At 34.5% G+C, this 23,084-nt stretch carries 41 protein-coding genes; 36 read left to right on the top strand and 5 right to left on the bottom strand.

The genetic code is table 11. The features are described 5' to 3' along the window. Positions 1-186 precede the first annotated feature (186 nt). From H4J69_RS16060 to H4J69_RS16035, 6 genes are all read left to right on the top strand, one after another. Positions 187-477, top strand: a complete 291-nt coding sequence (locus tag H4J69_RS16060) for a hypothetical protein (RefSeq protein WP_182245184.1) — start codon at positions 187-189, stop codon at positions 475-477. Positions 478-591: 114 nt separating this feature from the next. After that, positions 592-960, top strand: a complete 369-nt coding sequence (locus H4J69_RS16055; protein ID WP_182245185.1) for a hypothetical protein — start codon at positions 592-594, stop codon at positions 958-960. Positions 961-1,072: 112 nt separating this feature from the next. Beyond that, the gene (locus tag H4J69_RS16050) at positions 1,073-1,468 is read left to right on the top strand and encodes a hypothetical protein (protein WP_182231131.1); all 396 of its coding nucleotides are present in this window, start codon (positions 1,073-1,075) and stop codon (positions 1,466-1,468) included. Between the two features lie 103 nt (positions 1,469-1,571). After that, positions 1,572-2,063 (top strand): hypothetical protein, encoded by a 492-nt coding sequence (locus H4J69_RS16045; protein ID WP_182245186.1) that lies wholly within the window; start codon positions 1,572-1,574, stop codon positions 2,061-2,063. Positions 2,064-2,171: 108 nt separating this feature from the next. Further along, entirely contained in the window at positions 2,172-2,453 is a 282-nt protein-coding gene (locus H4J69_RS16040; protein ID WP_182172826.1) for a hypothetical protein, read from the top strand. Between the two features lie 107 nt (positions 2,454-2,560). Continuing rightward, a complete protein-coding gene (locus H4J69_RS16035; RefSeq protein ID WP_182251985.1) occupies positions 2,561-2,965 on the top strand; it encodes a hypothetical protein in 405 nt (134 codons plus the stop codon). Positions 2,966-3,001: 36 nt separating this feature from the next. Here H4J69_RS16035 and H4J69_RS16030 read toward each other — a convergent pair whose 3' ends face one another. Next, entirely contained in the window at positions 3,002-3,955 is a 954-nt protein-coding gene (locus H4J69_RS16030) for an IS30 family transposase (RefSeq protein ID WP_182244793.1), read from the bottom strand. Between the two features lie 199 nt (positions 3,956-4,154). Between H4J69_RS16030 and H4J69_RS16025 the strand changes: the two genes are divergently transcribed. The 7 genes from H4J69_RS16025 (at position 4,155) to H4J69_RS15995 (ending at position 8,606) form a co-directional block, all read left to right on the top strand. After that, positions 4,155-4,604: a DUF6174 domain-containing protein gene (locus tag H4J69_RS16025; protein WP_182244792.1), complete on the top strand. Its 450-nt coding sequence runs from the start codon at positions 4,155-4,157 to the stop codon at positions 4,602-4,604. A gap of 129 nt (positions 4,605-4,733) precedes the next feature. Further along, complete coding sequence (locus H4J69_RS16020; protein ID WP_182244791.1) at positions 4,734-5,762, top strand: alpha/beta hydrolase; 1,029 nt, start codon at positions 4,734-4,736, stop codon at positions 5,760-5,762. A gap of 159 nt (positions 5,763-5,921) precedes the next feature. Further along, positions 5,922-6,806, top strand: a complete 885-nt coding sequence (locus tag H4J69_RS16015; protein WP_182244790.1) for a DUF4350 domain-containing protein — start codon at positions 5,922-5,924, stop codon at positions 6,804-6,806. A 198-nt stretch (positions 6,807-7,004) separates the two neighbouring features. Then, the gene (locus H4J69_RS16010) at positions 7,005-7,175 is read left to right on the top strand and encodes a hypothetical protein (protein ID WP_182218451.1); all 171 of its coding nucleotides are present in this window, start codon (positions 7,005-7,007) and stop codon (positions 7,173-7,175) included. Beyond that, entirely contained in the window at positions 7,172-7,894 is a 723-nt protein-coding gene (locus H4J69_RS16005) for a hypothetical protein (protein WP_182243882.1), read from the top strand. Before H4J69_RS16010 ends, H4J69_RS16005 begins: the two co-directional genes overlap by 4 nt. A 167-nt stretch (positions 7,895-8,061) precedes the next feature. Beyond that, positions 8,062-8,319, top strand: coding sequence for a type II toxin-antitoxin system Phd/YefM family antitoxin (locus tag H4J69_RS16000; RefSeq protein WP_182218457.1), 258 nt, complete (start codon positions 8,062-8,064; stop codon positions 8,317-8,319). Next, positions 8,307-8,606, top strand: a complete 300-nt coding sequence (locus H4J69_RS15995) for a type II toxin-antitoxin system RelE/ParE family toxin (RefSeq protein ID WP_182244789.1) — start codon at positions 8,307-8,309, stop codon at positions 8,604-8,606. The genes H4J69_RS16000 and H4J69_RS15995 overlap by 13 nt, the downstream gene beginning before the upstream one ends. A gap of 96 nt (positions 8,607-8,702) precedes the next feature. On the opposite strand, the gene H4J69_RS15990 is transcribed toward H4J69_RS15995, so the two are convergent. Further along, the gene (locus H4J69_RS15990; RefSeq protein ID WP_182218460.1) at positions 8,703-9,020 is read right to left on the bottom strand and encodes a CcdB family protein; all 318 of its coding nucleotides are present in this window, start codon (positions 9,018-9,020) and stop codon (positions 8,703-8,705) included. Then, on the bottom strand, positions 9,020-9,265 hold the full coding sequence (locus H4J69_RS15985; protein ID WP_182218462.1) for a type II toxin-antitoxin system CcdA family antitoxin: 246 nt from the start codon (positions 9,263-9,265) through the stop codon (positions 9,020-9,022). Before H4J69_RS15985 ends, H4J69_RS15990 begins: the two co-directional genes overlap by 1 nt. A 320-nt stretch (positions 9,266-9,585) precedes the next feature. Between H4J69_RS15985 and H4J69_RS15980 the strand changes: the two genes are divergently transcribed. The 4 genes from H4J69_RS15980 (at position 9,586) to H4J69_RS15965 (ending at position 11,805) form a co-directional block, all read left to right on the top strand. Next, positions 9,586-9,891: a Bor family protein gene (locus H4J69_RS15980; RefSeq protein WP_182244788.1), complete on the top strand. Its 306-nt coding sequence runs from the start codon at positions 9,586-9,588 to the stop codon at positions 9,889-9,891. Beyond that, positions 9,891-10,187, top strand: coding sequence for a Bor/Iss family lipoprotein (locus H4J69_RS15975; protein WP_182221973.1), 297 nt, complete (start codon positions 9,891-9,893; stop codon positions 10,185-10,187). The genes H4J69_RS15980 and H4J69_RS15975 overlap by 1 nt, the downstream gene beginning before the upstream one ends. Before the next feature lie 115 nt (positions 10,188-10,302). Beyond that, positions 10,303-11,199: a hypothetical protein gene (locus H4J69_RS15970; RefSeq protein ID WP_182244787.1), complete on the top strand. Its 897-nt coding sequence runs from the start codon at positions 10,303-10,305 to the stop codon at positions 11,197-11,199. Between the two features lie 126 nt (positions 11,200-11,325). After that, positions 11,326-11,805 carry a hypothetical protein gene (locus H4J69_RS15965; RefSeq protein WP_182244786.1) on the top strand — a complete coding sequence of 160 codons (480 nt, stop codon included), beginning with the start codon at positions 11,326-11,328 and terminating at the stop codon, positions 11,803-11,805. Between the two features lie 53 nt (positions 11,806-11,858). Here the strand turns inward: H4J69_RS15965 and H4J69_RS15960 are convergent, their stop codons facing one another. Both H4J69_RS15960 and H4J69_RS15955 read right to left on the bottom strand, forming a co-directional pair. Further along, a complete protein-coding gene (locus H4J69_RS15960) occupies positions 11,859-12,152 on the bottom strand; it encodes a type II toxin-antitoxin system RelE/ParE family toxin (protein WP_182218471.1) in 294 nt (97 codons plus the stop codon). After that, positions 12,152-12,391 carry a type II toxin-antitoxin system ParD family antitoxin gene (locus tag H4J69_RS15955; protein WP_182218473.1) on the bottom strand — a complete coding sequence of 80 codons (240 nt, stop codon included), beginning with the start codon at positions 12,389-12,391 and terminating at the stop codon, positions 12,152-12,154. The genes H4J69_RS15960 and H4J69_RS15955 overlap by 1 nt, the downstream gene beginning before the upstream one ends. Positions 12,392-13,049: 658 nt before the next feature. Here H4J69_RS15955 and H4J69_RS15950 point away from each other — a divergent pair. The 19 genes from H4J69_RS15950 to H4J69_RS15860 all read left to right on the top strand — a co-directional run bounded on the left by H4J69_RS15950 (position 13,050) and on the right by H4J69_RS15860 (position 23,047). Beyond that, positions 13,050-13,310, top strand: a complete 261-nt coding sequence (locus tag H4J69_RS15950; RefSeq protein ID WP_259364971.1) for a hypothetical protein — start codon at positions 13,050-13,052, stop codon at positions 13,308-13,310. A gap of 117 nt (positions 13,311-13,427) precedes the next feature. Next, complete coding sequence (locus H4J69_RS15945) at positions 13,428-13,727, top strand: hypothetical protein (protein ID WP_182221971.1); 300 nt, start codon at positions 13,428-13,430, stop codon at positions 13,725-13,727. Between the two features lie 351 nt (positions 13,728-14,078). Further along, entirely contained in the window at positions 14,079-14,288 is a 210-nt protein-coding gene (locus H4J69_RS15940; protein WP_182218477.1) for a hypothetical protein, read from the top strand. A gap of 567 nt (positions 14,289-14,855) precedes the next feature. Next, positions 14,856-15,305, top strand: a complete 450-nt coding sequence (locus H4J69_RS15935) for a GyrI-like domain-containing protein (protein WP_182215116.1) — start codon at positions 14,856-14,858, stop codon at positions 15,303-15,305. Between the two features lie 120 nt (positions 15,306-15,425). After that, the gene (locus tag H4J69_RS15930) at positions 15,426-15,785 is read left to right on the top strand and encodes a VOC family protein (RefSeq protein WP_182215118.1); all 360 of its coding nucleotides are present in this window, start codon (positions 15,426-15,428) and stop codon (positions 15,783-15,785) included. Between the two features lie 135 nt (positions 15,786-15,920). Beyond that, positions 15,921-16,508, top strand: a complete 588-nt coding sequence (locus tag H4J69_RS15925) for a hypothetical protein (RefSeq protein WP_182215120.1) — start codon at positions 15,921-15,923, stop codon at positions 16,506-16,508. A gap of 135 nt (positions 16,509-16,643) precedes the next feature. Continuing rightward, entirely contained in the window at positions 16,644-17,117 is a 474-nt protein-coding gene (locus H4J69_RS15920) for a hypothetical protein (RefSeq protein WP_182215122.1), read from the top strand. A gap of 102 nt (positions 17,118-17,219) precedes the next feature. Next, positions 17,220-17,687 (top strand): nuclear transport factor 2 family protein, encoded by a 468-nt coding sequence (locus tag H4J69_RS15915; protein WP_182215124.1) that lies wholly within the window; start codon positions 17,220-17,222, stop codon positions 17,685-17,687. Positions 17,688-17,759: 72 nt separating this feature from the next. Continuing rightward, a complete protein-coding gene (locus H4J69_RS15910; RefSeq protein WP_182215126.1) occupies positions 17,760-18,062 on the top strand; it encodes a hypothetical protein in 303 nt (100 codons plus the stop codon). Between the two features lie 99 nt (positions 18,063-18,161). Next, positions 18,162-18,605, top strand: coding sequence for a hypothetical protein (locus tag H4J69_RS15905; protein WP_182215127.1), 444 nt, complete (start codon positions 18,162-18,164; stop codon positions 18,603-18,605). 119 nt (positions 18,606-18,724) lie between these two features. After that, the gene (locus tag H4J69_RS15900) at positions 18,725-19,168 is read left to right on the top strand and encodes a DUF6326 family protein (RefSeq protein WP_182215129.1); all 444 of its coding nucleotides are present in this window, start codon (positions 18,725-18,727) and stop codon (positions 19,166-19,168) included. Between the two features lie 103 nt (positions 19,169-19,271). Further along, positions 19,272-19,664, top strand: a complete 393-nt coding sequence (locus tag H4J69_RS15895; RefSeq protein ID WP_182244785.1) for a hypothetical protein — start codon at positions 19,272-19,274, stop codon at positions 19,662-19,664. A gap of 117 nt (positions 19,665-19,781) precedes the next feature. Beyond that, the gene (locus H4J69_RS15890) at positions 19,782-20,150 is read left to right on the top strand and encodes a hypothetical protein (RefSeq protein ID WP_182215133.1); all 369 of its coding nucleotides are present in this window, start codon (positions 19,782-19,784) and stop codon (positions 20,148-20,150) included. Between the two features lie 111 nt (positions 20,151-20,261). Beyond that, complete coding sequence (locus H4J69_RS15885; protein WP_182215135.1) at positions 20,262-20,600, top strand: PDZ domain-containing protein; 339 nt, start codon at positions 20,262-20,264, stop codon at positions 20,598-20,600. Between the two features lie 134 nt (positions 20,601-20,734). Then, positions 20,735-21,109 (top strand): hypothetical protein, encoded by a 375-nt coding sequence (locus tag H4J69_RS15880; RefSeq protein WP_182215136.1) that lies wholly within the window; start codon positions 20,735-20,737, stop codon positions 21,107-21,109. 122 nt (positions 21,110-21,231) lie between these two features. Beyond that, the gene (locus tag H4J69_RS15875; RefSeq protein ID WP_182221961.1) at positions 21,232-21,630 is read left to right on the top strand and encodes a DUF1801 domain-containing protein; all 399 of its coding nucleotides are present in this window, start codon (positions 21,232-21,234) and stop codon (positions 21,628-21,630) included. A gap of 97 nt (positions 21,631-21,727) precedes the next feature. Then, positions 21,728-22,108, top strand: coding sequence for a hypothetical protein (locus tag H4J69_RS15870; RefSeq protein ID WP_182215140.1), 381 nt, complete (start codon positions 21,728-21,730; stop codon positions 22,106-22,108). A 103-nt stretch (positions 22,109-22,211) separates the two neighbouring features. Further along, positions 22,212-22,466: a hypothetical protein gene (locus tag H4J69_RS15865; protein ID WP_182215141.1), complete on the top strand. Its 255-nt coding sequence runs from the start codon at positions 22,212-22,214 to the stop codon at positions 22,464-22,466. 131 nt (positions 22,467-22,597) lie between these two features. After that, positions 22,598-23,047 (top strand): hypothetical protein, encoded by a 450-nt coding sequence (locus H4J69_RS15860; RefSeq protein WP_182215143.1) that lies wholly within the window; start codon positions 22,598-22,600, stop codon positions 23,045-23,047. Positions 23,048-23,084 lie beyond the last annotated feature (37 nt).

The following is a 23,084-nucleotide window of genomic DNA, read 5'->3' as shown; positions in this document are numbered from 1 at the left end:
GCCGTTCAATATTCGTAACCAACAGAGGCATATTCCACTTATCAAATATAGTAAACTAATCGATTGATAAATGGATTGGTCCAACTATAAGCCATTCAAGCAGGACAAATAACAGCTGGCTATTTACTCCTTCGTCGCTTATTTTAGCCAACTATCATTTGCCTCTTAATGGGGCGTTAGGGATATATGAATAATCAACTCAGCACTTCGGAAAAAGGATTGTATCGTCGAGTTGATGAAATCCTATTTTATCTTTGGGATCCAATTGGTGTTTGCGACATACCGATGGCTCGTGACGAATATCAATCCTATCTACCTAAAGTTTTTAAATTGCTAATCAACGATTCAAAAGATCATGAGGTTTCAGCTTATTTAATTAAAGTGGAATCAGGCTCAATGGGAATGTCAGCAAATAGTAAAAAAGCACTTGAAGTAGCTCGCTTACTTATTGAAACTAAAGAAGCTTTGTTGGAGTAATATCCCTAACAAGCAATTCAAGACGGACAAAAAACAGTTGGCTGTTTTCACTTCGTTCAACATTTTAGCCAACAATTTTTTGCCGCTTAATGGGGCGTTAGGTGTTTATCAGGCATGGGATATCTAAAAAGGCTTTGGAAAAATGCTCTATCTTCATATCAATTGAAAGAAGAGTATTACAAGTTTACTTCTAGAATCGGTTTACTTGTTGTACTTCTAGCATTGGGCTTAATGTTTTATGGAGTCTTTAGTTTAACCTCATTGTTAGGTATTGATACATCAGTACCATTAGGCAAAGATTACAGTTTCTTAGCTCTAATTTTACTGCCAATTATTTATATCGTTTCAATAATTCCTACAGTATTAATTGTTGTAGGCCTTACGTCGGCATACTTAATCAGTAAAGGTGAAATTACGACTGAGCAAGGTAAAAAATATACTTTATTTGGTGAATATCCAAGTCATTGGTTCAAAAACACCTAACAAGAATTTCAAGAGGGACAAAATACAGTTGGCTGTTTTGTTCACTCCGTTCACTTATTTTAGCCAACTATATTTTGCCCCTTAAATGGGCGTTAGCTACCAAGGAAGTGTTGTGGAGTTTATCCCAAAATATTTAGCTCAAAAATTTAATTTTTTTGAATCTATTTCAGTCCCAAAGTTCTTTTTACTTTTCTTTGGTGCATTCCTTATCATTGCTATCATATCAACGCTGCTGGGTGAGTATATCGCCAATATCTTAGCTCCAATTTTTGGCTCTTTAATTTTAATTTGTTTTGCTGGTTTTGTGTCAGCTCAGCATTTTCCTAGAAAACCTTGGATTCCATCAAGCCCTCTAATTGTTCAATTTACTTCGCAGGCATGGTTTAATTATGTGCTGTCGTTATTGTCTTTTGTTCGCCATTGGGGTGTTTTAGTTTTTGTAAATGTAGCAATGATTATGGTTTTGTTTATAAATGTAGCTGCTATTATGCAGGCAATTGGTAGCTAACAAGTTACTCAAACGGACGCTAAACAGTTGGCTAGCACTCGTTCCTCGTACATTTTAGCCAACTATTTCGCGCCGCTTAGTAAGGCGTTATGTGTTTAGGTGTATGAAACGAATTAGGTGTACCGCTAAAGCAGGTGATTTTATATTTTATGCTATTGGTTGCGTAATATTTTCTGGTATTCTTTTTTACGTATTCGATTTTGTGTTTATTAAGTTTGTCCTAGAACTTGAAAATATTACCGATAAACCGATATTCTATTTATTTTCAGTATTGTTAACTTTTTTGATGCTTAGCCCTCTTTTAGCGGTTAAGCCATTTATAAAAATTTATAATAAAATAAAAGGTACTGATCGCTTTATTGAACTTACTGAAGACTATATTAGTTTTCCTAAGTCACTCAGTTCTTTGGACATGGAAAAAATTAAAGTTAGTGCAATTACTAATGTGTACTTTTCTCAAGATCGACATGACAATGATGAGAACTTAATCATAAAATATAATGTAGATAGTCATGCTTATATTGATGTTTATTTAGTTGGTGAATTTGAATTACGGCAAATTTACAATAAGCTGAGAATTACAGTCTTACTCTAAAAAACACATAACAAGCTATTCAAGACGGACGCTAAACAGTTGGCTAGCTTCGTTCCTCGCATTATAGCCAACAATTTATCGCCGCTTAATAGGGCGTTAGGTAAGCAAATGGATATTGTAGAAAAATTTAGAGTTCAGAGTAAAAAAAGAATTATCAATACTGTGTTAGCTTTGATGTTTTGGATACCAGCTTTAGCAATCAGTTATTATGACTTAACTTTTAGTTTTATCCCTATGCGAATGGATTACTTTGATCTTATTTTAAAAGCTTTAGGTTTGGTTTTTATCGTGTTGGCATATCGGAATTCTCTTTGTCCAAAATGTGACAGTATTGCTGGTAATGGTTGGGCTGTCGATGAATGCAAAAGTTGCGGTGTAAAGCTTACCTAACAAGCTGTTAAACAAGGACAAAAAACAGTTGGCTGTTTTCGTTCCTCAACATTTTAGCCAACAATTTTTTGCCTGTTAACAGGGCGTTAGGTTTCAAGGATAAACTTGTGCAACTATTTTTCGTATTTGCGTTAATATTTTTCTCTTTAAGTAGCTACGCAACTAATCATTGCTCAGATTATATTAATGTTAATTATTCTGAAATTAACCGAACTAATATGGGTTTCAAAGATTCTTTATATGCAGAACTTCCAATTTTAAATGAAATTAAGTATTCGGATTCATCAGAAAAAATTGTAAAAAGTTTTAGTGTTTCTAATAATTCTGCTTTTACTTTTAAAGTAAGCTGTAATAACGTATCGAGCATATTTTTTTCTGTTTATATTGGTGGGGAGAAAGTCGAATTCATGGATGGTGTTATATTATTGCGAGCAGATAATTATTTTAGCGGACCTCATTCACTAGTAAATTCGAAACCAGAAGTTGTTATAATTCAGGCTGATAAGCAGTAGAAACTTAGTTTCAAGTTTGAAGTGCGACAAAAGTGATTATTCATAAAAGCATTCCTCTGGTGTTTTATATCCCAATCTCTTTCTTGGTCTTGTATTTAATTTAGCTGCGATGGCATTACATCGTTGTTGAGTTAAGCCCTTCATTGATGTTCCTTTAACCAAATATTGTCTGATTAAACCGTTAGTATTTTCGTTCGTTCCACGCTCCCAGGAGTGATGTGGGTTAGCAAAATAATAAGGGCAATGAGTAGCTTCTTCTACTTTCTTATATTGATGGAACTCGGTGCCGTTATCAGAAGTAATTGTCTTAAATTGCTTAGGCATTTTATTCATGAGTTTAATCGTTCTCGTGTTCGTTGATTTAGTCGTTCTATCATTTAATTGACCTATCAATGTGTAACCCGTTTTACGCTCAACTAAAGTCACAATACAGTGCTTAGAGCCTTTTCCCATCACAGTATCTATTTCCCAGTGACCTTGTGTTTTTCGTGTTTCAACTTCCGCTGGCCGGTCAGCTATATTTCGTTTACCGGCAAGCCTTCCGCGGCTGTCGTAAGCCTTGTAGCGTTTACGTCTTTGCTTATTAGCACATCGCAATTGCTTCCATAGCTTACCGCCACTTTTCTTATCTCGCCAAATATAACGATAAATAGTTTCATGACTGAAGCAGCGAAGACCTTGCTGCTTGAGGTGCCCCGTTATTTGCTCAGGGCTCCATTGTTTATGCAATAACCGCCGAACAATGGCGTAATCTTTCTGAGTAAAGTGCTGATTTCGTCTAGAGCGACTACGCCGAGCTTTTGTCCGTCGCTGTGCTTTACTTGGTCTATATGAGTCATCAATAATCCAACAACTATTACGATTTACCTCTCGATAAATAGTACTTCTGTCTCTATTCATTGCTTTTGCAATATTAGTAAAGCTTAAGCCTTGCCTTTTTAAGGCGGCTAAAGTATATCTATCACCCTCGGTGAGCTGCTTGTATTTCATAGTGTTTTACTTCTTGGCGGGAGCAAAAAACTAAGGATATCGCAGTTCATCGTTTTTATTAACTTGGGTGTCGCACTTAGTATATGAATTCGGCCTCGCTAACAAGGCATTCAAACGGACAAAAAACAGTTGGTTGTTTTCACTCCGTTCAACATTTTAACCAACAATTTTTTGCCGCTTAATGGGGCGTTAGAGTTTTATGCAAATATTCGATAGTCGCAATCCATATTCAGTATTCTTTGTATTAGGAACTATAATAGTTTTTATATTTAGTTTTTGGGGTGTTGGTTATCAATCCGTAAGCTCTCAAACAAACGAAAAAATACAAAGACAATTAGATATTTGGCAACAAAATGAGCCTGAAAGGTATAGCTATGTTGCCCAAGAAGGTTGTATGTATGTAGCAGGTTCAAAAGTTCTTGTTGTAAATGACGTAGCACTTTTTGAAAAACTAGGTGAACACGAACACAATTTAGTAATAAATGATCTTTTTATAGCTGCAAATAAAGGGTTATTTGAAGCTGCAAGCATGGACATTAAATATCACCCTAAATATGGATTTCCAGAAGTCATTGAAATTGATTGGAATAAAGACATAATGGATGATGAGTGCTTTTACGAAATTAGTGAATTCAAAATCATCGAGTAAAAAACTATAAGCCATTCAAGCAGGACTTTTAACAGTTGGTTAGGTTCCGCTTCGCTCCACATTTTAACCAACAATTAAAAGCCTCTTAATGGGGCGTTAGCTTACTAAATTAAGTTCAGGTGTTTACCGTTGTTACCAAATAAGAAAATAATCTTAAGTTTATGTGTATTCATACTGTTACTTCTTAGTGCGGGTATAGTTTATGAACAAATTTCCCGAGATAATGCTTTAGTAAAATATACAGCTAAAGGTTCTTTGGTTGATATAGGTTCTCGCTTTTTACACATTGACTGCCGAGGAGAAGGAACCCCTATTGTCATTCTTGAATCAGGTCTGGATACTTTGGGCTCATTAAGTTGGTCTGCAGTCCATGACCAATTAGCTCAAACAACGAGAACATGCGCCTACGATCGTGCTGGTATTATGTGGAGTGATCCTCGACCTCATACAAATAACTTGATGCAAGATATAGCAAGTGATTTAAATAAAGCGCTTGTTATATCTAACGAGAAACCTCCATATATCATGGTCGGCCATTCATTTGGCGGTCCATATATTACAAAATTTACTGAGCTTTTTAGTGAAAAAGTTGCAGGTATTGTGTTTATAGATTCACCTCACCCAGAACAAATGGATTTAGTTCAAGATATTGAAATGCCATTAACTTTATCTTTAAATAATTCAATTTCTAAAGCATTCAAGCCAATTATGGATTTAACAGGTTTATCTCGCATTATAAATAATCAGACTAGTTATTATTTTCCAAACCAGTCAAAGGATCACTCAGAGGCTGTGAAAGCTTTCACACCGTCATCTGATTATATTTTAACTCAGGAAATTTCTAATTATTCAATTGGATTAAAGCAAGTTAGTCCGTTAAGAGACTTTGGCGAAAGACCTATGTTTGTTCTAGGTAATATTGTTAACTACACAGAAATGTCTGATCAACAACTTGCCAATGCGGGTTTAAATCGTGATATTATTCCGGCAGTTATGGAGCAGGATCGTTTTATGTTTAATGACCAAGCATCATGGTCATCAAATAGCAATTTGAAGTTATTTCATAACACATCGCACTACATACAATTTGAAAAACCTACAGAGGTAATAAGTGCAGTGGAAATAGTTGTAGATAAAGTCAAAAGACAAATGAAATAGGCTCTGTGTTGACATAAGCTAACAAGGGTTTTCAAGTCGGACTCGTAACTGTTTGCTCGGTTCCACTTCGTTTCACATTTTAGCAAACTGTTTCTCGCCGCTTAAAACGGCGTTAGCATACTTTAATTAGAATCGTGGTAATCAATATGGAACATTTAAATGAAATCAATTTGTAAAACTATTCTTTTAGGACTCCTTTTAGTTGGAGTGTCGTCTTGTTCTGATAGTGATCAACAACCAGATCCTGATTTCGTCCCCAAAAATATCAATAGTACCTTTTCTAAATTAAATAGCCCTGTTGTTCTTATTGATGAAGCTCATAATAACTTCCTTACAAAAAAGGGCAGATACAAGCCTTTTTCTCAAGTTCTGTCTAGTGATGGTTATACTGTGAAATCTAGTAAAGAAAAGTTCACTTTAACTTATTTAAAACAAGCGGATATATTGGTAGTCGCAAATGCACTAGATAAAAATAGACAGGACTGGAACCCTCCATTCGGAGATGCATTTGACAAAGGAGAAGTTGAAGCCGTTAAACAATGGGTATCACAAGGTGGTTCTCTTTTTCTAGTTGCCGATCACACACCTTTTCCAAAAGTTATAGAAAAACTATCATCTGCTTTTGGTTTTGAGTTTAGTAATGGTCATGTCCGTGACGCCTTATTTCGCTTAGATAATAAATCCCTTATAGAACATTCAATAACCCAAGATATCACTCAAGTTAAAACATTTGGTGGTTCCGCTTTTCAAATACCTGAAAGTGCACAGCCCCTTTTAACTCTAGGTAAAGGAGCCACATCTGTTGTGCCCGAGATACCTTTTCAAGTAAATGGCAAAACTCCAAGAGTATCAATGAATGGCTGGTATCAAGGAGCAGTTTTGGAAGTTGGAGAAGGTCGAGTTGCAGTGTTTTCTGAGGGGATGACGTTCTCATCGCAAGTTACGGTTTCAACGGGTAAAAAATATGGTTTAGTCTCAGATGGTGCGGAACAAAATGAACAGTTTCTTCTAAATGTCATGCATTGGCTGTCAAAGAAAATTTAAACGACAGGTGTACCCAGTATGCTAACAAGTCACTTAAAAGGACAAATAACAGTTGGCTATTTGCTCCTTCGTCGCTTATTTTAGCCAACAATTTTTAGCCGCTTAATATGGGCGTTAGTTGCCTTATGCCATCACTTGTAGCGCATTAATCAAATTTAAAGTAAACTGTAAATATACGACCGCATGTTAGGAGATGTTATGAAAGCTTTATTAGGTAATCTAGCCAAGAAAATAAAAGGCGATCCTTCTGGAAGTGAACAGTTAAGAGCTTTTATATCTAGTAGCTCAAAAGAGTACGAAGTTATCACCTTGTCAAACGGTAAAAAATATCGAGTTTCTACTTCTCCTAAAGAGAAAGCCGTGGCATGAATATAGCTTTTCCTGCTTTTTTTATTTTAGTACTTATTATTCCCGGTTTTATATTCCAAAACTCTTACGAAAAACTAGAAAATACAAGTATAGAAAAAAAGCCATTTGATGTTTCTTCATCTTTGGCTTTTTTTTATGCGCTAATTTTACATGTTTTTTTAATTGCTGTTGTAGTACCTCTATCAGGTAACGAAATTAATTACGATATTTGTGTAAAACTATTAACTGGCTCTAAATCAATCTCTGCATCTGATTTAGGAGCTATAAGCGGTAACATCACTAAGATTATTTTATATTTTTCTAGTTCTTTTTTACTTGCGTATGTATTTGGGAAATTTTTTCAAAAAATAATTTTTTATTTTAATCCCTACAAATCATCAAAGTATGCTTTTGACACTCCATGGTACTATGAGCTTACAGGTAAATTATCTGAAACTCAGGACGCAGAATTAATTAAATTATCCTGCTTAGTTGAGTCTAATAATACATCCTTCTTATATTATGGTGTTCTTGAAGATTTTTATCTTGATTCTAATGGGCAATTGAATCGAGTTGTTTTATCTGGTGCAATGAGAAGACCAATAGAGTCAGACGATTCTGAACCAACAACCCCACCAACTACACGTTTTTATGAAATAAAGGGAGATCGCCTTATCCTCAAATATGAAGACATTAAAAATATAAATATTGAATACCTTTATATTATTGAGGAAGAGTAGACAACTAACAAGTTGCTCAAACGGACACAAACAGCTGGCTGCGCTCGTTCCTCGCTATTATAGCAACAATTTTTTGCCGCTTAATGTGGCGTTAGCCGTAAAGTTGTAACCTCGAACTTTTGTGATACTATAGTGATACATTATTTGAGTTCTAAATAGGATTTATCATGAGAGTTGAACTTGTTACGACACTTAAGCGTCAAGCTACAAAAATTTTAGCTGAACTTCACATATCCAAAGAACCTGTGTTAATTACTGAGCATGGGCAACCATCGGCATATTTAGTTGATGTTGACGATTATGAATTTATGCAGCAAAGAATGGCAATTCTTGAGGGTGTTGCACGCGGTGAGCAAGCAATTAAAAGCGGTAATACATTCTCGAATCAAGAAGCAAAAGAGAAAATGAGCAAATGGCTGAAATAATTTGGACATCTCCAGCTCTTGATGATTTAAATGATATTGCTGAGTATATTGCTTTAAGTAATATTGATGCGGCTAAGAAATTGACTCACAAAATATTTGACAAAATATCTAGGTTAGAACACCATCCTGAATCAGGTAAAAGACCACTTGAATTAATTAACTTAAATTACCGTGAAGTTAATGTTAATCCTTGTCGTATTTTCTATAAAGTGGATAGCGACAAAGTTTATATATTACATGTCATGCGTCAAGAGCGAGATCTTCGTAGATTTCTTCTACAGAGCTAAATACCGCTAACAAGGCGTTCAAACGGACAAAAAACAGTTGGCTGTTTCACTCCGTTCACAATTTTAGCCAACAATTTTTTGCCGCTTAACGTAGTGTTATAAGCCCGTAATAGCAAAGTCGATCGCTGCAATAATCTCATCTCTTAATGATTCAACCGAGCCAACAGGGCTTTTGAGTAAATTTGCTGGCATCGATGAAATCTGAGGAGTGAGTAAAATGAATTGTTCATTTTCATATTCTATCGCTGGAGTTAAGCCATTCATTTTTTCATTTCTAAAATGACTAAGCTTCCCTAAAGGGAGCACAATTCTAGTTGCAATATCGCTAATTAACGCATTTTGGATATCAATTATATAAGGATATGCTTCTCTGCTTTTTTTACTTGGGTTTATGTATACATCAAATTGTGCCATTAAAACTCTCTAAATTCGTCACCAAAACAGCCATTTTCATCTACAAAATCATTGTAGGCTTTTATAGCGTTTTTATTTTCTTTTACCCATTTTTTAGCTTCAATACTTTTCAATTTATCTTTTAATGCTTGCTCTAAAGTTGCAGATAAATTAATGTTAAGTGCTCTTGTTCTTTTTAGTAAGTCACTATTTAGACTAAGGTTTGTTGCTTTTTTAGGTGCTTTAAGATCGTATAATGCTTGCATAGTATGTCTCCAAGTAATCATTACGTTTATTATGCGCACTCTAATGCGTATTGTAAAGGGCATATAACAAGCTATTCAAACGGACGCTAAACAGTTGGCTAGCTTCGTTCCTCGCAATTTTAGCCGACAATTAAAAGCCTCTTAATGGGGCGTTATATTTTTTGGTCGCGTCAGGTATATCTTACACATTTTTACATTTCCCCAACATTAATCGAACATTTTAAAGTTCAACTCTAGATATTATGCTCTAAGTTATTTAGTCAACAATTTTTAGCCGCTTAACAGGGGCGTTATATTTTAAATCATCATATGGAGTAATTATGAAAAAAAATAGTTTAATTTTAAGTGTACTTTTAGTGGGGATCACTGCTTGTTCAACGGTTACTATAAAACCGGAAGGGCAAAATAAACTTGTCAATAAACCCACATACCAAGATTCAAAACCATTTTATTTATGGGGGCTATCTGGAGAACATCGTGTTGATGTCCTGAAAGTTTGTAACAAAAATGAACCATTGCAAATGCAATCACAACAAACATTTTCTGATGGTATTTTAGCATTAATTACACTAGGTATTTATGCACCACATACAGTGAAAATTTGGTGTCCTAAGGAAGAATCATAATGAAAAACATACTGTTAGGCGTTTTATGTGTTACTTTGTTTTCCGGTTGTTCAACAATCCATTTTGATAAAGGTGATCAAGTTAAATCAAATCAAACCACTCAATTATGGCATCATAACTTCGCCCTTTCTTTATATGAGGGCTCGCCAGTTGTAGATCTCCAAAAAGAATGTGGTAACACGCCTTGGGCATCAGTAAAAACCGAATTAACTTTTATAAATGGTTTGGCTAGTGGTGCAGTAAATATGTTGGGACCAATTTGGTACCCAAAAACGGTTGAAGTATCGTGTAAATAAAATATAAAAAGCCATTCAAGTAGGGCTTTGACAGTTGGTTAGGTTCCGCTTCGCTACACATTATAACCAATAATTAAAAGCCTCTTAATGGGGTGTTATAACTTTGGGATATCCTGTGTCTAATTTTAAAATTTGTTTTCTTTTGGTAATCATTATGGTTTATTCCTCACATGCACATGCACATGCACATGCACATGCTTATTCTGATTCTCAAGTAGTTGCTGATGGATTGGCAATCGATCTAATGGAAACTTTAGATCTAACTTTTCAGGTAATCCCAGAATATGATGAAACTGAAAATGTTTTAGCTGGTTGGAATGGAGATGAATTCCAGTACTTTGTCGCGTTTAGTAAATTACCGGCTGGTTGGCTTAATGCCGAAAAATGGATTTCTGGTTTTATTAGAGATATTAATGCTGCAAGTGAAACTGGTTCTTACAATCTATTAGATAAAGGTAACTACAAATCAAATGGGAAGTTTGATTTAAATTATATTGAAATTTCATTTATACCAAAGGGTGAACAAGAAACAAGGAAACAACTGGTTCATTTTATTACAGACCACAAAAATTCCTATTTAGCCTTTGCAACACCAACTTCGGATAACGGAGCGAACGTTCTTCAGTCGGAAGTCATTAGCATACTTAAAACATCACATTTACCTACTTCAAATATAATCCCTTTAGTTATTAAAAATGAAGATAAATACATTGGAATATGGAATGGGCAATATGTAGACAAAGACGATAAAGTTGTTCAAGTCATTTTTGAGTTAAAGGCAGATTTAACGTTTGCCCGTAAAGATTCAATAGAGGGCAAACAAGATAGCGTAAACTCAGGGGGGTTCTTTATTTCAAATAACAAAATTAGTTGGACGTACCTTTATGGTAAACCGACAAATCAAGAGAGCAGAACCAAAGAAACCAATACTATTTCTTCTTTCTCAGGAGATACTATGATATTAATCTTGGATAACTCAAATATTGAAATTGTGTTAAAGAAAGAAAGCTGATTGGTGTATAAAAGTTATAACAAGTTACTCAAACGGACGCTAAACAGTTGGCTAGCACTCGTTCCTCCTACATTTTAGCCAACTATTTCGCGCCGCTTAGCAGGGCGATATTTCAATAGGGACATTATGCGTATTCTGGTAGTTTTAATTTCATTACTCTTTCTTTCTGGTTGTATCGGTTTATCCGTTGGGTCATATGGAACATTCGAGTCTAAAAAAGAAAGTTTTAATCTTTCAGAGCAGCGTAACGAACAAGGATACGGTGAAAATAAATCATATTCTAAAGAGGAAGTAATATCTCTTTGGGGAAAACCAGATAAAATTAGTACCAATGGTTCTTGTGACGTACTCACATATCACGATGGTTATAATTGGTCTGGCGTTGGTGCTTTTGTTTTAATTGTACCAATTCCATTGGCGTTACCTACTGGAAATGACGAAACTAAAATTTACTTTAAAAACAACCAAAGCATAAAGTTAACTTCAGAATATGGGGAAATAACTGGGATGTTTGGTTATATGTGCGGCAGTAATAAGTGTGGTTTTCATGCAGGTGCTGTTAATACGGATAAAACTCGTATAATCCCTGTAACTTGGTGTAAGTAATTGAAATATAACAAGCCATTCAAGCAGGACTTTTAATGGGGCGTTAAATTTTTCTAGATAGCAGAGTTAACATCCATACTTTTATGCAGCACACGTACAATTAATATTTGATTTACTTTATGTTCTTTGTAATAAATTACGTGGCTAGCTTGAGGATATTTACTGTAACCCTCTCTGATGTAATCACAGTCTATTCCTAACTCTGGCTCCTCAGCTAATAATCGAAATGTGCTATCTAATATTTTTAAATAATCATTTCGTTGCGTGGTTCCCCATGTAAGTTGAGTGTATCGAGCTGTTTTAATTAAATCTGATTTCGCTTTAGCGGATAATACTAATTTTTCCATTAGTTATTTTCGTTATCTAATTCTGTTAATAAAGAATCATAACTGTAATCAGCTATACCGCTTTGTTCACCTTGAATAAGCATATTGCGTAAATTTAATAGTTTAGTTTCTTGATCTTCTAAAGCTCTTAACCCAGCTCGAACAATTTCACTCGCTGAACCGTAACGACCTGTGTTAAGTTGTTGGTTAATAAACTGATCAAAATGATCGCCTAGTGTGACGCTAGTATTTTTAGCCATAATGAAACCCTTGTTTGTACCAATATATATTAGATTATGGTATAAAAAATATAACAAGGCAATTAAACGGACAAAAAACAGTTGGTTTTTTCTCCTTCGTCGCTTATTTTAACCAACTATTATTTGTCCCTTAATGGGGCGTTATGAGTACTTATGGATTTGAGTAAACTATCAATCTTTGTCATTCCTTTCCTTATAATACTTATAGTTATGGAATTATTGTTGTACTTACGAATTGTAAAAGGCATACGTACTGAGATATTGGTAAGCATTTCTTTAACATTTTTATTTTCTGTTTTACTTTACTTGCTCACGCCTAATTATGGTTCAGCTAATGGTCTACTTACATTTATAAACCTAATCATAAATTTCTCTATTTTAATGTGTTTATTTATTGGATTGAATTTTTTGCTCATTAAAATAAAGTCGCAAATTGTCATCCAGTTATATGTTTTTCTTTGTACAGCTATCTCTGTACCTTTATTTTGGGTTATGTCATTGTATGTATCCTGTTACACAGGACAGGGTTGTTTGTAGGTTCTATAAGCCATTCAAGCAGGTCAGACTTTTAACCGTTGGTTAGGTTCCGCTTCACATTTTAACCAACAATTAAAAGCCTCTTTACGTGGCGTTTTATGCCAAGGAGTGGTTCAAGCCGGTGAGCAAATTAACACTGATCGAAGTTAAATTAAAAAGTGAGTACCTTTGGTTCTTTCGTATAGCTATGATTTTGGTTTCTCTTCCTTTTGTTTTTAATGTATACGAAACGTTAGCTACAAGTATTGCGCTTGATGGAAAGTATACTTTTGTCAAAGGCGAACATTGGGGCTATTACGCTTATTTATCTAAACATATGGCAATATCACTTTTGTTTTTTTGGCTTGGGACTTTTGGCTCTAAAGTAAAAACTAGTGACTAATTGGCATATAATAAGAAAACTAACAGGACTAAAAAATGCGAGCTGTTCACTTCACTCCATTATAGCCAACCATTTTTATCCTATTATTTGGGTGTTATACACATATGGAGTTAGCAGATGAATTCAAAGTTTAATATATTATATTTAGTTATCGCTTTAGTTGTTATGAATGGATGTAGCATTTATAGTGAAGATGATTATGGTGAAGCAGAAACAAATAAAATAGAATCATCATGCATCAATATGGAACCAGCTCAAGAAGCTAAATGTAAGGAAAGAGAGCAGACGTTAATAATCAGTTTAGGTGCTGATGAAAACTGTAATCATCCCTATGAATATGAAAGAAACAAATGTAAAAATGAAAAAGTAAAACAGAAAAAGCAACTTGATGAGTCACTTAATAAGCATGTGAAATAATAGGTATAACAAAGCATTCAAAAGGATTTGAGTATGTTGAATTAAAGGTGTTTATAAAGCGATTTATTGCTTTAGCTGTTCTATTTAATTTACCGCCAGTGATTACCCCACTTTTTGTATCTATTGTCACTTTTTGGGTCATATGTGCTGCATTTCTAGCTGGTATTAGCTTAATATTTTCACACCGTGGCAAAAATGCCTAACAATAAAATCATCAAGGACAAAAAACAGTTGGTTTTTTCTCCTTCGTCGCTTATTTTAACCAACTATTATTTGCCTCTTAATGAGGCGTTAGCTATACAGATCATATTTTGTGGCACTAGCTAAAATTTACAAAGGACAGCATGAACAATGAATACGAAAAATAAAAGTACAAAATTACCTCTAAATATTCGGCTTCTACTAGGTGCTTTTGCTGTTCCTTCATTATTTTTAGCGTATATGATTGGCACAATGGCATTGAAAGGTAATTACCAAGAGGTTGATTATTTCGAATGGATATATTCATTGCTTGGTTTTGTTGCCATTTATATCGCAATATCTGGAAAACGAGTGTTTTAGTTTTCGTCAATTGGAATGTGTAAATAGTGTATAGCTAAGAAGGCTTTCAAACGGACAAAAAACAGTTAGCTGTTTTAACTCCGTTCAACATTTTCGCCAACAATTTTTGCCCATTAACAGGGCGTTATGTGTTTAAGGTGTATCGACTATGGATTGTCCAAATTGCAACGAAAGAGCTATCAATTTTACAGCTTGGATCAGAGCTAGAAATGCATTCTCAACAAGGTGTATCAACTGTAATGTTCATCTGAAAGCTAATGCTTTTGTATATTTCAATTTTATAATTACTCTACTCGTTATGTTTTCATTATTTCCATATGTTAACGATGCATTAAATTATTTTGATTTACACATTGAAGTTTCAAAATTTAAAATTGTTGTTTTGCTACCTGTTATCTTTATAGGTACTGCTTTATGTTGGTTTTTTGGCGGTTACAAGGTCAAAGTAAACACATAATAAGCAACTCAATACGGACACAAACAGTTGGTTTTGCTCGTACCTTGCAAATTATAGCCAACTATTTTTAGCCGCTTAGTAGGGCGTTATGTAACTAGAAGAGTATCGTGATGGAATTAAAATTTGTTTCAGAAAAAACTATTAACGGGCTTAGTATTCGAACTGACAACGCAACAGAGATGGATCCTAATAAAGGTAAAATAGGAGCTTTGTGGCAAGCTTTTGATGAATCGGTTCCAGTGGATTATAAAAGTGGCGAAAGAGTATATGGTGTATATTCTAACTATGAATCAGACCACACAGGAAAGTTTACTGTTCTTGCTGGTTTTGACGGAACGTCTTTTCCATCGAATATAAATATGGAAAAGATAACTATTCCTGAAGCAAAATATCTTGTGTTTACGCATAAAGGCGAAATGCCTCAAATAGCTATTGATGCTTGGACAGAAGTTTGGAATTATTTTTCTAACGTTAAAGAAGAACATATAAGGCTTTATACAACGGATTTCGAGTATTACCCAAACGGAAATGAAATAGAAGTCCATGTAGCGGTTAAATAGTTACATAGTAAGCCATTTAACAAGGACAATAAACAGCGGGTTTTTGTCACTTCGTTCGTATTTTAGCTCGCTATTTTTTGCCCGTTAATTGGGTGTTATGTGCCAAAAAGGATTTAGGTTATGCCTGTAAATTTAAAGTTAAATTATGTAGAGTTTCCTGCTAAAGATATTCCAGCTACAAAAAAGTTTTTTGAGAATGCCTTTGGTTGGAGTTTTATAGATTACGGTCCCGATTATACTGCTTTTGCAAATGAAGGATTGGACGGTGGTTTTTATAAATCGGACTTATCATCAGTAACCTCAAACGGTTCTGCCTTGCTCGTATTGAAAACGAATGATTTGGAGCAAGCTCAATCAATTGTAGAGTCTTTTGGTGGCAAAATATCTACTCCAATTTTCTCATTCCCTGGTGGTAGTCGTTTTCACTTTATTGAACCTAGTGGTAATGAATTTGCTGTTTGGTGTTTATCTGGCACATAACAGGCGATTTAAGCAGGACTTTTATCAGTTGGCTAGGTTCCGCTTCGCTTCACATTTTAACCCACAATTAGAAGCCTCTTAATGGGGCGTTATGTTTACATTCAATTACCATCATAGTTAAATAATAAGGATATTATGAATCATTTAAATAAATTACACATATCATTGCTATTAGGCATGACAATCTCAACTTTATCTTCCCAATCATTTGCTAACAATAATATTGTAAAGTTCATTGATGAATTACCTCAAGAAATAGAGAACTTTACACCTGATAAATTGGAAGAAATGGGAAGCCCTTACGACAGAGATATTTTAGTTTTATCTGCAAAATATTCGTACCAGCAGGATAAGTGGCCTAGTGATGCAATAAAGGTAGCCTCAAAGCATATTAGGTTTAATATTTGTAAAGAAAAAGCAGGGCATTATGTTGACTTTCTAAAGGATACAATTAGAGCTAAAGAGTTCGGAGAACCATTTACTTTCAAGGATATTGTTAATTCAAATAATGGTTCTTATTTTATTTCAATCCCACTAACAGATATACAACGAGAACATCCAATTAAAGGGCCAATACAATTAGCTTTTGAACATGGGTGGAAAGATCAAGGTACATATAAAATAAATGATTATTTCAGCGCTTGTTTATCTATTCCTCTATCAGGATATATAAATGCTTTCAAACAACATGGTTTTTTTGTTGGTGCTTATTATAATTTGTAGATAGTGCTGTAAACATAACAAGTCGTTAAAACAGGACAAATGATAGTTGGCTTTTTCACTTCGTTTAACATTTTAGCCAACTATTTTGACCCGTTAATTGGGCGTTAGGTACACAGGACGTGAGGCGTATTCATCATGAATCGTATATTGATTCCAATAGTTATTCTTTTTGTTTGGCTTAGTCAAGCAGGCTCAAGTAGTTTAAAGAACATTGAATATGCAGAAATAGTTTCTGAACTATCGCGTACCTCGGAGCTTGGAGAATGCAAAATATCTGTAGATATCACCAGATCTTGGCCGTTCTCCTGGACAGCAAGGTCTGCGAGTATAAATGTAAAGACTCAGGATATGGCTTTAACTTCTTTTACTAGTAAGTTTAACGCGCCAGACAGATCATTCCTAAAATCCCATAATACCAATTATCATTTTACTTGGAGTCGTCAATTAAGAGACAGGCTTGTTGCATCTTTTGTCGATGTAGAGATACAACCAAATGGTAGCGTTTATGCTGTTACTATTGGTAATTGTCCTAACTATGCAGATAATAACGAATTAATAGGGAAATTAGAGTATTGTAATTCACCCGTACAGGTAATAAAGTGCACATAAAAGCTGTTTAAGCGGGACAAATTACAGTTGGTTGGTTCCGCTCCGCTTCACACTTTTGCCGCTTAACTAGGCGTTATGTGAATCTCATACTAAGGAGCACAAATGAATAAATTTATATCAATCGTAGCTGTTTTAATTACTTGTCTTTCAACAAATGTGGTAGCCAATGAAGATATGGTTGATTACGATAAATTTTTTCAAGCATACTATAAAGCAAAGGTAAAAACTCAACAGCCTAATGCTTCTAAAGAAGATTTAGAACATTACTTATCATTCTTAACTGATGATGTAGGCAATCAACATTTCCCTAATGCTCCCGATGATTCTAGAGAACCGGATGGGAAAGAAATGATGCGCAAAGGGATGACTCGTTATTTGGGTGTCCATACTAGTTATGATTCAAAATTAATAGCGTATATTGTTGGTTACAACTCAATTGCATTTAAGCATAAATTTTCTGCTAAAGGTCTACGCTCAGATGGTTCAGAATTTAGTTATAGCAAAGTGGTACTAGATGTTATTGAGTTAGAAAATGGTCAGGTATCCGTTATTCGCAGGTACGGTAAATAATTCACCTAACAAATTATTCAAACGGAAAAAACACACTTGGCTCTTAATGGGGCATTTTATGTTTAAACTTTTATGAAATTACTTGCAGGTTTTTGGTACACACTTGTTGTCGTTGTAATTCTTATTGCAGCTCTAATGGGGTATTTAGATGAATATACATATGTTAATTGGAATAAAGCTCATTTAGTTGAGAAAGTCGGTATCCCTATATTATTTATTACTGTTATTGGCTTTTGGACGTTAATGTTAGAAGACTTTATTGAAAATGATGATACTGATCATCGGATGCTAATTGGTTTTCTTTTGTATTTTCTAAATTTAATTGCCATATTAGTATACTTTTGGGTTGTAGTTTATCGCCGAAAAAACATATAACAAAGCATTAAAACGGACAAAAAACAGTTGGCTGTTTCACTGCGTTCACAATTTTAGCCGCTTAATGCGGCGTTATTTTTATTAATCAAGGATGGTGTTATGTTCAAAAAATCACTGCTTATTTTATTATCTTATCTCCCTATTTCTGCTTTTGGAGCTGAATTTGAGTTTTCACTTGGGGCAGGTTTTCAATATAGTGGAATTATTGGGACTCAGTTTTCAGTAAAACATCAAGATAGTAAATATTTCATGTCAGTTGGGTTACCTGGATATTCAATAGGAATGCAAACAATTGTTTCAGATGATGAATATCATTCTGTTGGTTTTTCACTTGGTGAAATTCAAGGTATCTTTGATGGAGATAGCCGATATGGTTTTATAACTTATAATTATCATTTGGAAGGTTTTAAAGACAGTGGCTGGGTTTTAGGAGCTGGAGTGGGTGTCTATGATGAAGAATCATATACACCATTATTTAGTAATCAGCGTATCAACCCTTCAAGAAAGGCTATGTTTACATTAGATGTTGGTTATAAATTCTAAATATAACAAATCACTTAAAAGGACAAGTTACAGTTGGTGGTCTCGCTCCGCTCACAGTACGCCAACCAAAGTTAGCCCCTGAACAGGCCTTATAGGTTATCGAAAATATGGAGTTTTGAATGAGTACAGTTAAAAATAATACGGAAGTTTATGAAGATTTTAAAATTAATGTAAAATTAAAGATTTCTGCGCTTTGGGTAGCGGTTATGTTTTGTTATGTTTACGGTGACTATATACAGATTTATGTACCTGGAATATTAGCAGATGCTATGGCAGTAAAAGTAACGGCTGAAACTCAATTAGAGTTTTTTGCAGTTGCTTTATTAATGGCAATGCCAAGTGTGATGATATTTTTTACCCTAGTGGTGCAACCTAAGATAAATCGTTGGTTGAATATAATATTGAGCACGCTTTATATAGTTATTCTTATTGCAACTAATTTGACAGAAACCTGGGTGTTTTACTTATTTTTAACAGCGATAGAGGTTTTAATCTCATTGGCGATTATTTGGTACGCGTGGAAATGGCCTAAAGCCGAAATACCACTAGCAAGTAATGTATAACAAGCTAATCCACAGGACTGAAAAGTGCAGGCTGTTCGCTTCGCGCCATTTTAAACAACAATTTATTGTCCGTTATTAGGGCGCTAGGTGAAATGGAGTTTACATGAAACTACTGGTAATATTATCGATGTTTGCATCATCAACATTCGCATCAAAATTTGACGTAGATACTTATTCTACTTCTTTGGATTTTGCTCAGGTTACACAGGTTCTCGCTACTAAGAAATCAAACGGTAGTTGGTGCTTTGCCATCTCAGTTCGGCACAATGACCAAGGGTGGGGGCATTACGCAGATGGTTGGGAAGTTATAGATTTAGACGGTAATAAACTTGGATACCGTCAACTTGCTCATCCTCATGATAATGAGCAACCATTTACTCGTAGCCAGTGTGATATAAAAATTCCATCAGAAATATCTAAGGTAATAGTAAGAGCCAAATGTAATGAACATGGTTTTGGCGGTAAGCCAATGGTTGTAGAATTGAGTGAAAATTAAGGTATTAACCTAAAAAGTGATTCAAACGGACGCTAAACAGTTGGCTAGCGCTCGTTCATCGAACATTATAGCCAACGATTATTTTTCGTATAGCAAGGCGTAGGTTTAAAATAAACTATGAGTCATAAAATTGAAATCATTGAAACTAATAAAATAATTAAAGTCACTTATAAAGGAGTTATGACTTTAGAAGAACGATTGTCTTCAGTTCATGAACTATGTTGTAATTTTAATGCTTTTAAGAGATTCAGATTGTTAATTGACGTTAGAAGTATAAAGCAAGAGATGACTAACGTTGAACAGGAAATTTTTGGAAAATATATAGCTACCAAAGAAGAGTTTAATATGGCCTCAGTCGCGGTGCTTGATAACATTGAAAAGCCTACGGATCAAATCGTAACTAAAGAAGCCGCTGAAATGGGGTATCAAATAAAGAAATTCAATAGTGAAAAAGAAGCATTAGCTTGGCTTGAAAATCAAACCTAACAAGCAAGTCAATACGAACAAAAAACAGTTGGTTGTGCTCGTTCCTCGCGAATATAGCCAACAATTTTTAGCCTCTTAATGGGGCGTTATATTTTAAGGATAAAATCTACCATGAGAGTATTAATCACAATTTTGTTAACTATGTTTTCTTTCTATACTTTTGCAGAGGAGCAAGGTGAAAAAGGTTTTAAAATGGATGTAAATGTATCTGGATTTTTTAGTCCTGAAGTAACTAAAGCTACTATCAAATCAGTTGTTCAAGGTTCTTCCGCTGAAAAAGAAGGGCTTAACGTTGGCGATGACGTAGTTGCAATTGATGGCTGTAAAATTCCTGGCTGTTCAGCTTCGACAGCTAAGAGCTCTTTACAAAAGAAAGTTGGTGATAATGTCGTTTTGAGTATGTTGAAGCCTAACGGTGAAACATATGAAGCCAATATCACTCTGCAATAAAAATATAACAAGTCGTTAAAGCAGGACAAATAATTGTTGGCTTTTGCTCCTGCGTCGCTTATTTTAGCCAACATATTATTTGCCTCTAAAAGTAGGCAATAGGTTTAACCATACATTGGAGTTCTTTTTAAATTATGGAAGAAGTAATAGTAGAAAAAAATATCGAAGTCGAATCAGTCGGTACAAATAAAGCGAAGAATGAAACATTGACAACAGAGCTTCATTTTGAATTATTAAAACAATATGCGTGGCTTTCATCTGCTGTCATTGGTGCAATAATAATTCTTATACAATTAAACGTTGTTGTAATTGGAAATGGTATCTATGTTTCATTAGCTTTTTTAGCTCTATCAATATTTTTTTCTTTGGTTGGGCAAGACCATATTGTTGATTCACTGCTCAAAGGTAAAAACATATATGAAATGTCTAAAATTTTAAAGGTTATTCGTGGAGCTTCTATGGGGTTTTTGGGGCTTGGTGCAGGTATTTTTTCTGCAGGCTTTCTTTAAACCTAACAGAACTTCAAACGGAAAAATTACAGTTGGCAGTTTCACTCCGTTCACATTTTAGCCAATTATTATTTGCCACTTAATATGGCCGCAAGGCATTTCGATAATTTTGGAGCAGTCAAATGGATGAAATCAACAATTTTATATCGTGCATTGAAAATGAGACCAGAAAATCGGATTCATTTGCGTTGTTATCTTTTTTGGAAAGAGTATCTGGGTATAAGCCTTATTTAAGTGGCAGCATAATTGGCTTCGGTAAATATCACTATAAATACGATAGCGGTCGTGAAGGAGATTCCGCAGTAATCTCGTTCTCTCCTAGAAAACAAAACTTAGTGGTTTATATAATGCCTGGTTTTGACAAAATCGAAGACTTATTACAGGAACTAGGTAAACATAAACTGGGCAAATCTTGTTTGTATATTAATAAATTATCCGATATCAAACTGGATGTTCTCGAAAAAATAGCTAAGTTATCCGTTCAGTATATGCAGCAAAAATATAGGTGTAAAAATGCCTAAGAAATTAAACAAGGACAAAAAAAGTTGGCTATTTCACTCCTTTCGCAACATTAACCAACAATCTTTTGTCGGTTAACGTGGCGTTTGGAGTGTCTGGATGGTTCTAATCTACATGTTCTTTGTTTTGTTGTATCTTGCGCCAATTGTAATATTTGTTTATCTTAAATTATCAAGAAAAAAATTAGCGTTTCCATCGAAAATCAGTCTTTATATTTTTGCCATTTCATACGGCTTAATAATATATTCAGTCTTTGGATATGAAGTTTACTTAGAATTTCAATTAAATAAGTTCGATCTTAATAATGACGGTATGTTTAATGGTTTAGAAATTACCGCATCTCAAGAGCTAGCGATGAGTAAGGTCATATCCGATACGGGAAGAACATTTGCTCCGCTTACAGGCTTTATATGTTCTAGTCTTATTAGTTTATTATCACTTTTAATACTTAAGTCGCTTGGTTTGGGTAAAAGTACCTAATAAGAAAATCAACAGGACTAAAACAGCAGGCCGTTCTCTTGGCTCCATTTTAGCCCACTATTTTTAGCCTGTTATTTGGGCGTTATATTTTACAAGGACGAGCATGGCACTTTTTAAACTATTTAAAGGCAAAGAAATTGGCGCATTAGGTCAAGTAGATGCGTTAGCTAAAACTTTAATAAAAACTAAGGTTAATGTACATAAGCTAGGCTTAGAAGACGGTTCCGTTGGTGTTGGTCTAAACATAGTATCTAAAGGTTTTTTGTCTTATTCTTCTTTACCTATTTCACTTAATGAAGCTCAAGCTAAAGAATTGGTTAATAAAATTAATGAAGCATTCAGTTTGAAGTCACTATAAGCCATTCAAGCAGGTCTTTTTAACAGTTGGTTAGGCTCTGCTCGCTTCACGTTATAACCAACAATTAAATTTCCCTTAGCGGGACGTTAGGGAGCAGAGATAGTCTCTGCGAATTATCAAGGAGTTGCGAAATGATTAAGTTTTTATTTTTGTGTTTGTGTTTGTGCATAATACCTACTGTTGTATTAGCTGCTAGTGATGAATTTTATGACACAAGTACGATTCAAGAAGTAGAATCTATTTATTGGCTAAATCAAAAGCAAGATAGTGCAATTATTTATGCTAGATGGGAAAATTTTAAATTAATAAAAAATTTTATTGATACCGTAGTATTAACGGCTACAACAACCAAAAATCCAGTCAACCTAGAAAGTTCTGACATATTGTTGTTAATGTCTCCAAATCAGAATGAATTGTTTAAAGTGTACTTTACTGATGGCTTCATCACTATAAATGGACAATCATATACTGCAGACTCAGCAGTAATATCTAAGTTTAGAGGAATTAATAATAGTAGGATTGTTAAGGGGGATTCAATAATTCCCAAGGCATTAAAACGCGCTTTTAAATCAAATAGTTAGAGGTGAATGGTGTTAACTGCTCTCTGACAAGCGCTCA

The sequence above is a fragment of the Colwellia sp. BRX10-9 genome (assembly GCF_014077405.1).
Classification (GTDB): domain Bacteria; phylum Pseudomonadota; class Gammaproteobacteria; order Enterobacterales; family Alteromonadaceae; genus Colwellia_A.
This window is presented reverse-complemented; position numbering and strand designations above follow the sequence as displayed.

Bases quoted from the DNA above. Each gene is read 5' to 3' on its own strand.
- H4J69_RS15975 (WP_182221973.1), top strand. From the start codon at position 9,891: ATGAAAAACATACTGTTAGGCGTTTTATGTGTTACTTTGTTTTCCGGT.
- H4J69_RS15955 (WP_182218473.1), bottom strand. From the start codon at position 12,391: ATGGCTAAAAATACTAGCGTCACACTAGGCGATCATTTTGATCAGTTT.
- H4J69_RS16015 (WP_182244790.1), top strand. From the start codon at position 5,922: ATGAAATCAATTTGTAAAACTATTCTTTTAGGACTCCTTTTAGTTGGA.
- H4J69_RS16045 (WP_182245186.1), top strand. From the start codon at position 1,572: ATGAAACGAATTAGGTGTACCGCTAAAGCAGGTGATTTTATATTTTAT.
- H4J69_RS16055 (WP_182245185.1), top strand. From the start codon at position 592: ATGGGATATCTAAAAAGGCTTTGGAAAAATGCTCTATCTTCATATCAA.
- H4J69_RS16025 (WP_182244792.1), top strand. From the start codon at position 4,155: ATGCAAATATTCGATAGTCGCAATCCATATTCAGTATTCTTTGTATTA.
- H4J69_RS15965 (WP_182244786.1), top strand. From the start codon at position 11,326: ATGCGTATTCTGGTAGTTTTAATTTCATTACTCTTTCTTTCTGGTTGT.
- H4J69_RS15920 (WP_182215122.1), top strand. From the start codon at position 16,644: ATGAATCGTATATTGATTCCAATAGTTATTCTTTTTGTTTGGCTTAGT.
- H4J69_RS15940 (WP_182218477.1), top strand. From the start codon at position 14,079: ATGAATACGAAAAATAAAAGTACAAAATTACCTCTAAATATTCGGCTT.
- H4J69_RS16000 (WP_182218457.1), top strand. From the start codon at position 8,062: ATGAGAGTTGAACTTGTTACGACACTTAAGCGTCAAGCTACAAAAATT.
- H4J69_RS15885 (WP_182215135.1), top strand. From the start codon at position 20,262: ATGAGAGTATTAATCACAATTTTGTTAACTATGTTTTCTTTCTATACT.
- H4J69_RS16040 (WP_182172826.1), top strand. From the start codon at position 2,172: ATGGATATTGTAGAAAAATTTAGAGTTCAGAGTAAAAAAAGAATTATC.
- H4J69_RS15915 (WP_182215124.1), top strand. From the start codon at position 17,220: ATGAATAAATTTATATCAATCGTAGCTGTTTTAATTACTTGTCTTTCA.
- H4J69_RS16060 (WP_182245184.1), top strand. From the start codon at position 187: ATGAATAATCAACTCAGCACTTCGGAAAAAGGATTGTATCGTCGAGTT.
- H4J69_RS15945 (WP_182221971.1), top strand. From the start codon at position 13,428: ATGAATTCAAAGTTTAATATATTATATTTAGTTATCGCTTTAGTTGTT.
- H4J69_RS15960 (WP_182218471.1), bottom strand. From the start codon at position 12,152: ATGGAAAAATTAGTATTATCCGCTAAAGCGAAATCAGATTTAATTAAA.
- H4J69_RS15875 (WP_182221961.1), top strand. From the start codon at position 21,232: ATGGATGAAATCAACAATTTTATATCGTGCATTGAAAATGAGACCAGA.
- H4J69_RS16010 (WP_182218451.1), top strand. From the start codon at position 7,005: ATGAAAGCTTTATTAGGTAATCTAGCCAAGAAAATAAAAGGCGATCCT.
- H4J69_RS15870 (WP_182215140.1), top strand. From the start codon at position 21,728: ATGGTTCTAATCTACATGTTCTTTGTTTTGTTGTATCTTGCGCCAATT.
- H4J69_RS15880 (WP_182215136.1), top strand. From the start codon at position 20,735: ATGGAAGAAGTAATAGTAGAAAAAAATATCGAAGTCGAATCAGTCGGT.
- H4J69_RS15980 (WP_182244788.1), top strand. From the start codon at position 9,586: ATGAAAAAAAATAGTTTAATTTTAAGTGTACTTTTAGTGGGGATCACT.
- H4J69_RS16030 (WP_182244793.1), bottom strand. From the start codon at position 3,955: ATGAAATACAAGCAGCTCACCGAGGGTGATAGATATACTTTAGCCGCC.
- H4J69_RS15890 (WP_182215133.1), top strand. From the start codon at position 19,782: ATGAGTCATAAAATTGAAATCATTGAAACTAATAAAATAATTAAAGTC.
- H4J69_RS15985 (WP_182218462.1), bottom strand. From the start codon at position 9,265: ATGCAAGCATTATACGATCTTAAAGCACCTAAAAAAGCAACAAACCTT.
- H4J69_RS15860 (WP_182215143.1), top strand. From the start codon at position 22,598: ATGATTAAGTTTTTATTTTTGTGTTTGTGTTTGTGCATAATACCTACT.
- H4J69_RS15905 (WP_182215127.1), top strand. From the start codon at position 18,162: ATGTTCAAAAAATCACTGCTTATTTTATTATCTTATCTCCCTATTTCT.
- H4J69_RS15900 (WP_182215129.1), top strand. From the start codon at position 18,725: ATGAGTACAGTTAAAAATAATACGGAAGTTTATGAAGATTTTAAAATT.
- H4J69_RS15895 (WP_182244785.1), top strand. From the start codon at position 19,272: ATGAAACTACTGGTAATATTATCGATGTTTGCATCATCAACATTCGCA.
- H4J69_RS15865 (WP_182215141.1), top strand. From the start codon at position 22,212: ATGGCACTTTTTAAACTATTTAAAGGCAAAGAAATTGGCGCATTAGGT.
- H4J69_RS15925 (WP_182215120.1), top strand. From the start codon at position 15,921: ATGAATCATTTAAATAAATTACACATATCATTGCTATTAGGCATGACA.
- H4J69_RS15995 (WP_182244789.1), top strand. From the start codon at position 8,307: ATGGCTGAAATAATTTGGACATCTCCAGCTCTTGATGATTTAAATGAT.
- H4J69_RS15935 (WP_182215116.1), top strand. From the start codon at position 14,856: ATGGAATTAAAATTTGTTTCAGAAAAAACTATTAACGGGCTTAGTATT.
- H4J69_RS15930 (WP_182215118.1), top strand. From the start codon at position 15,426: ATGCCTGTAAATTTAAAGTTAAATTATGTAGAGTTTCCTGCTAAAGAT.
- H4J69_RS16005 (WP_182243882.1), top strand. From the start codon at position 7,172: ATGAATATAGCTTTTCCTGCTTTTTTTATTTTAGTACTTATTATTCCC.
- H4J69_RS15990 (WP_182218460.1), bottom strand. From the start codon at position 9,020: ATGGCACAATTTGATGTATACATAAACCCAAGTAAAAAAAGCAGAGAA.
- H4J69_RS15910 (WP_182215126.1), top strand. From the start codon at position 17,760: ATGAAATTACTTGCAGGTTTTTGGTACACACTTGTTGTCGTTGTAATT.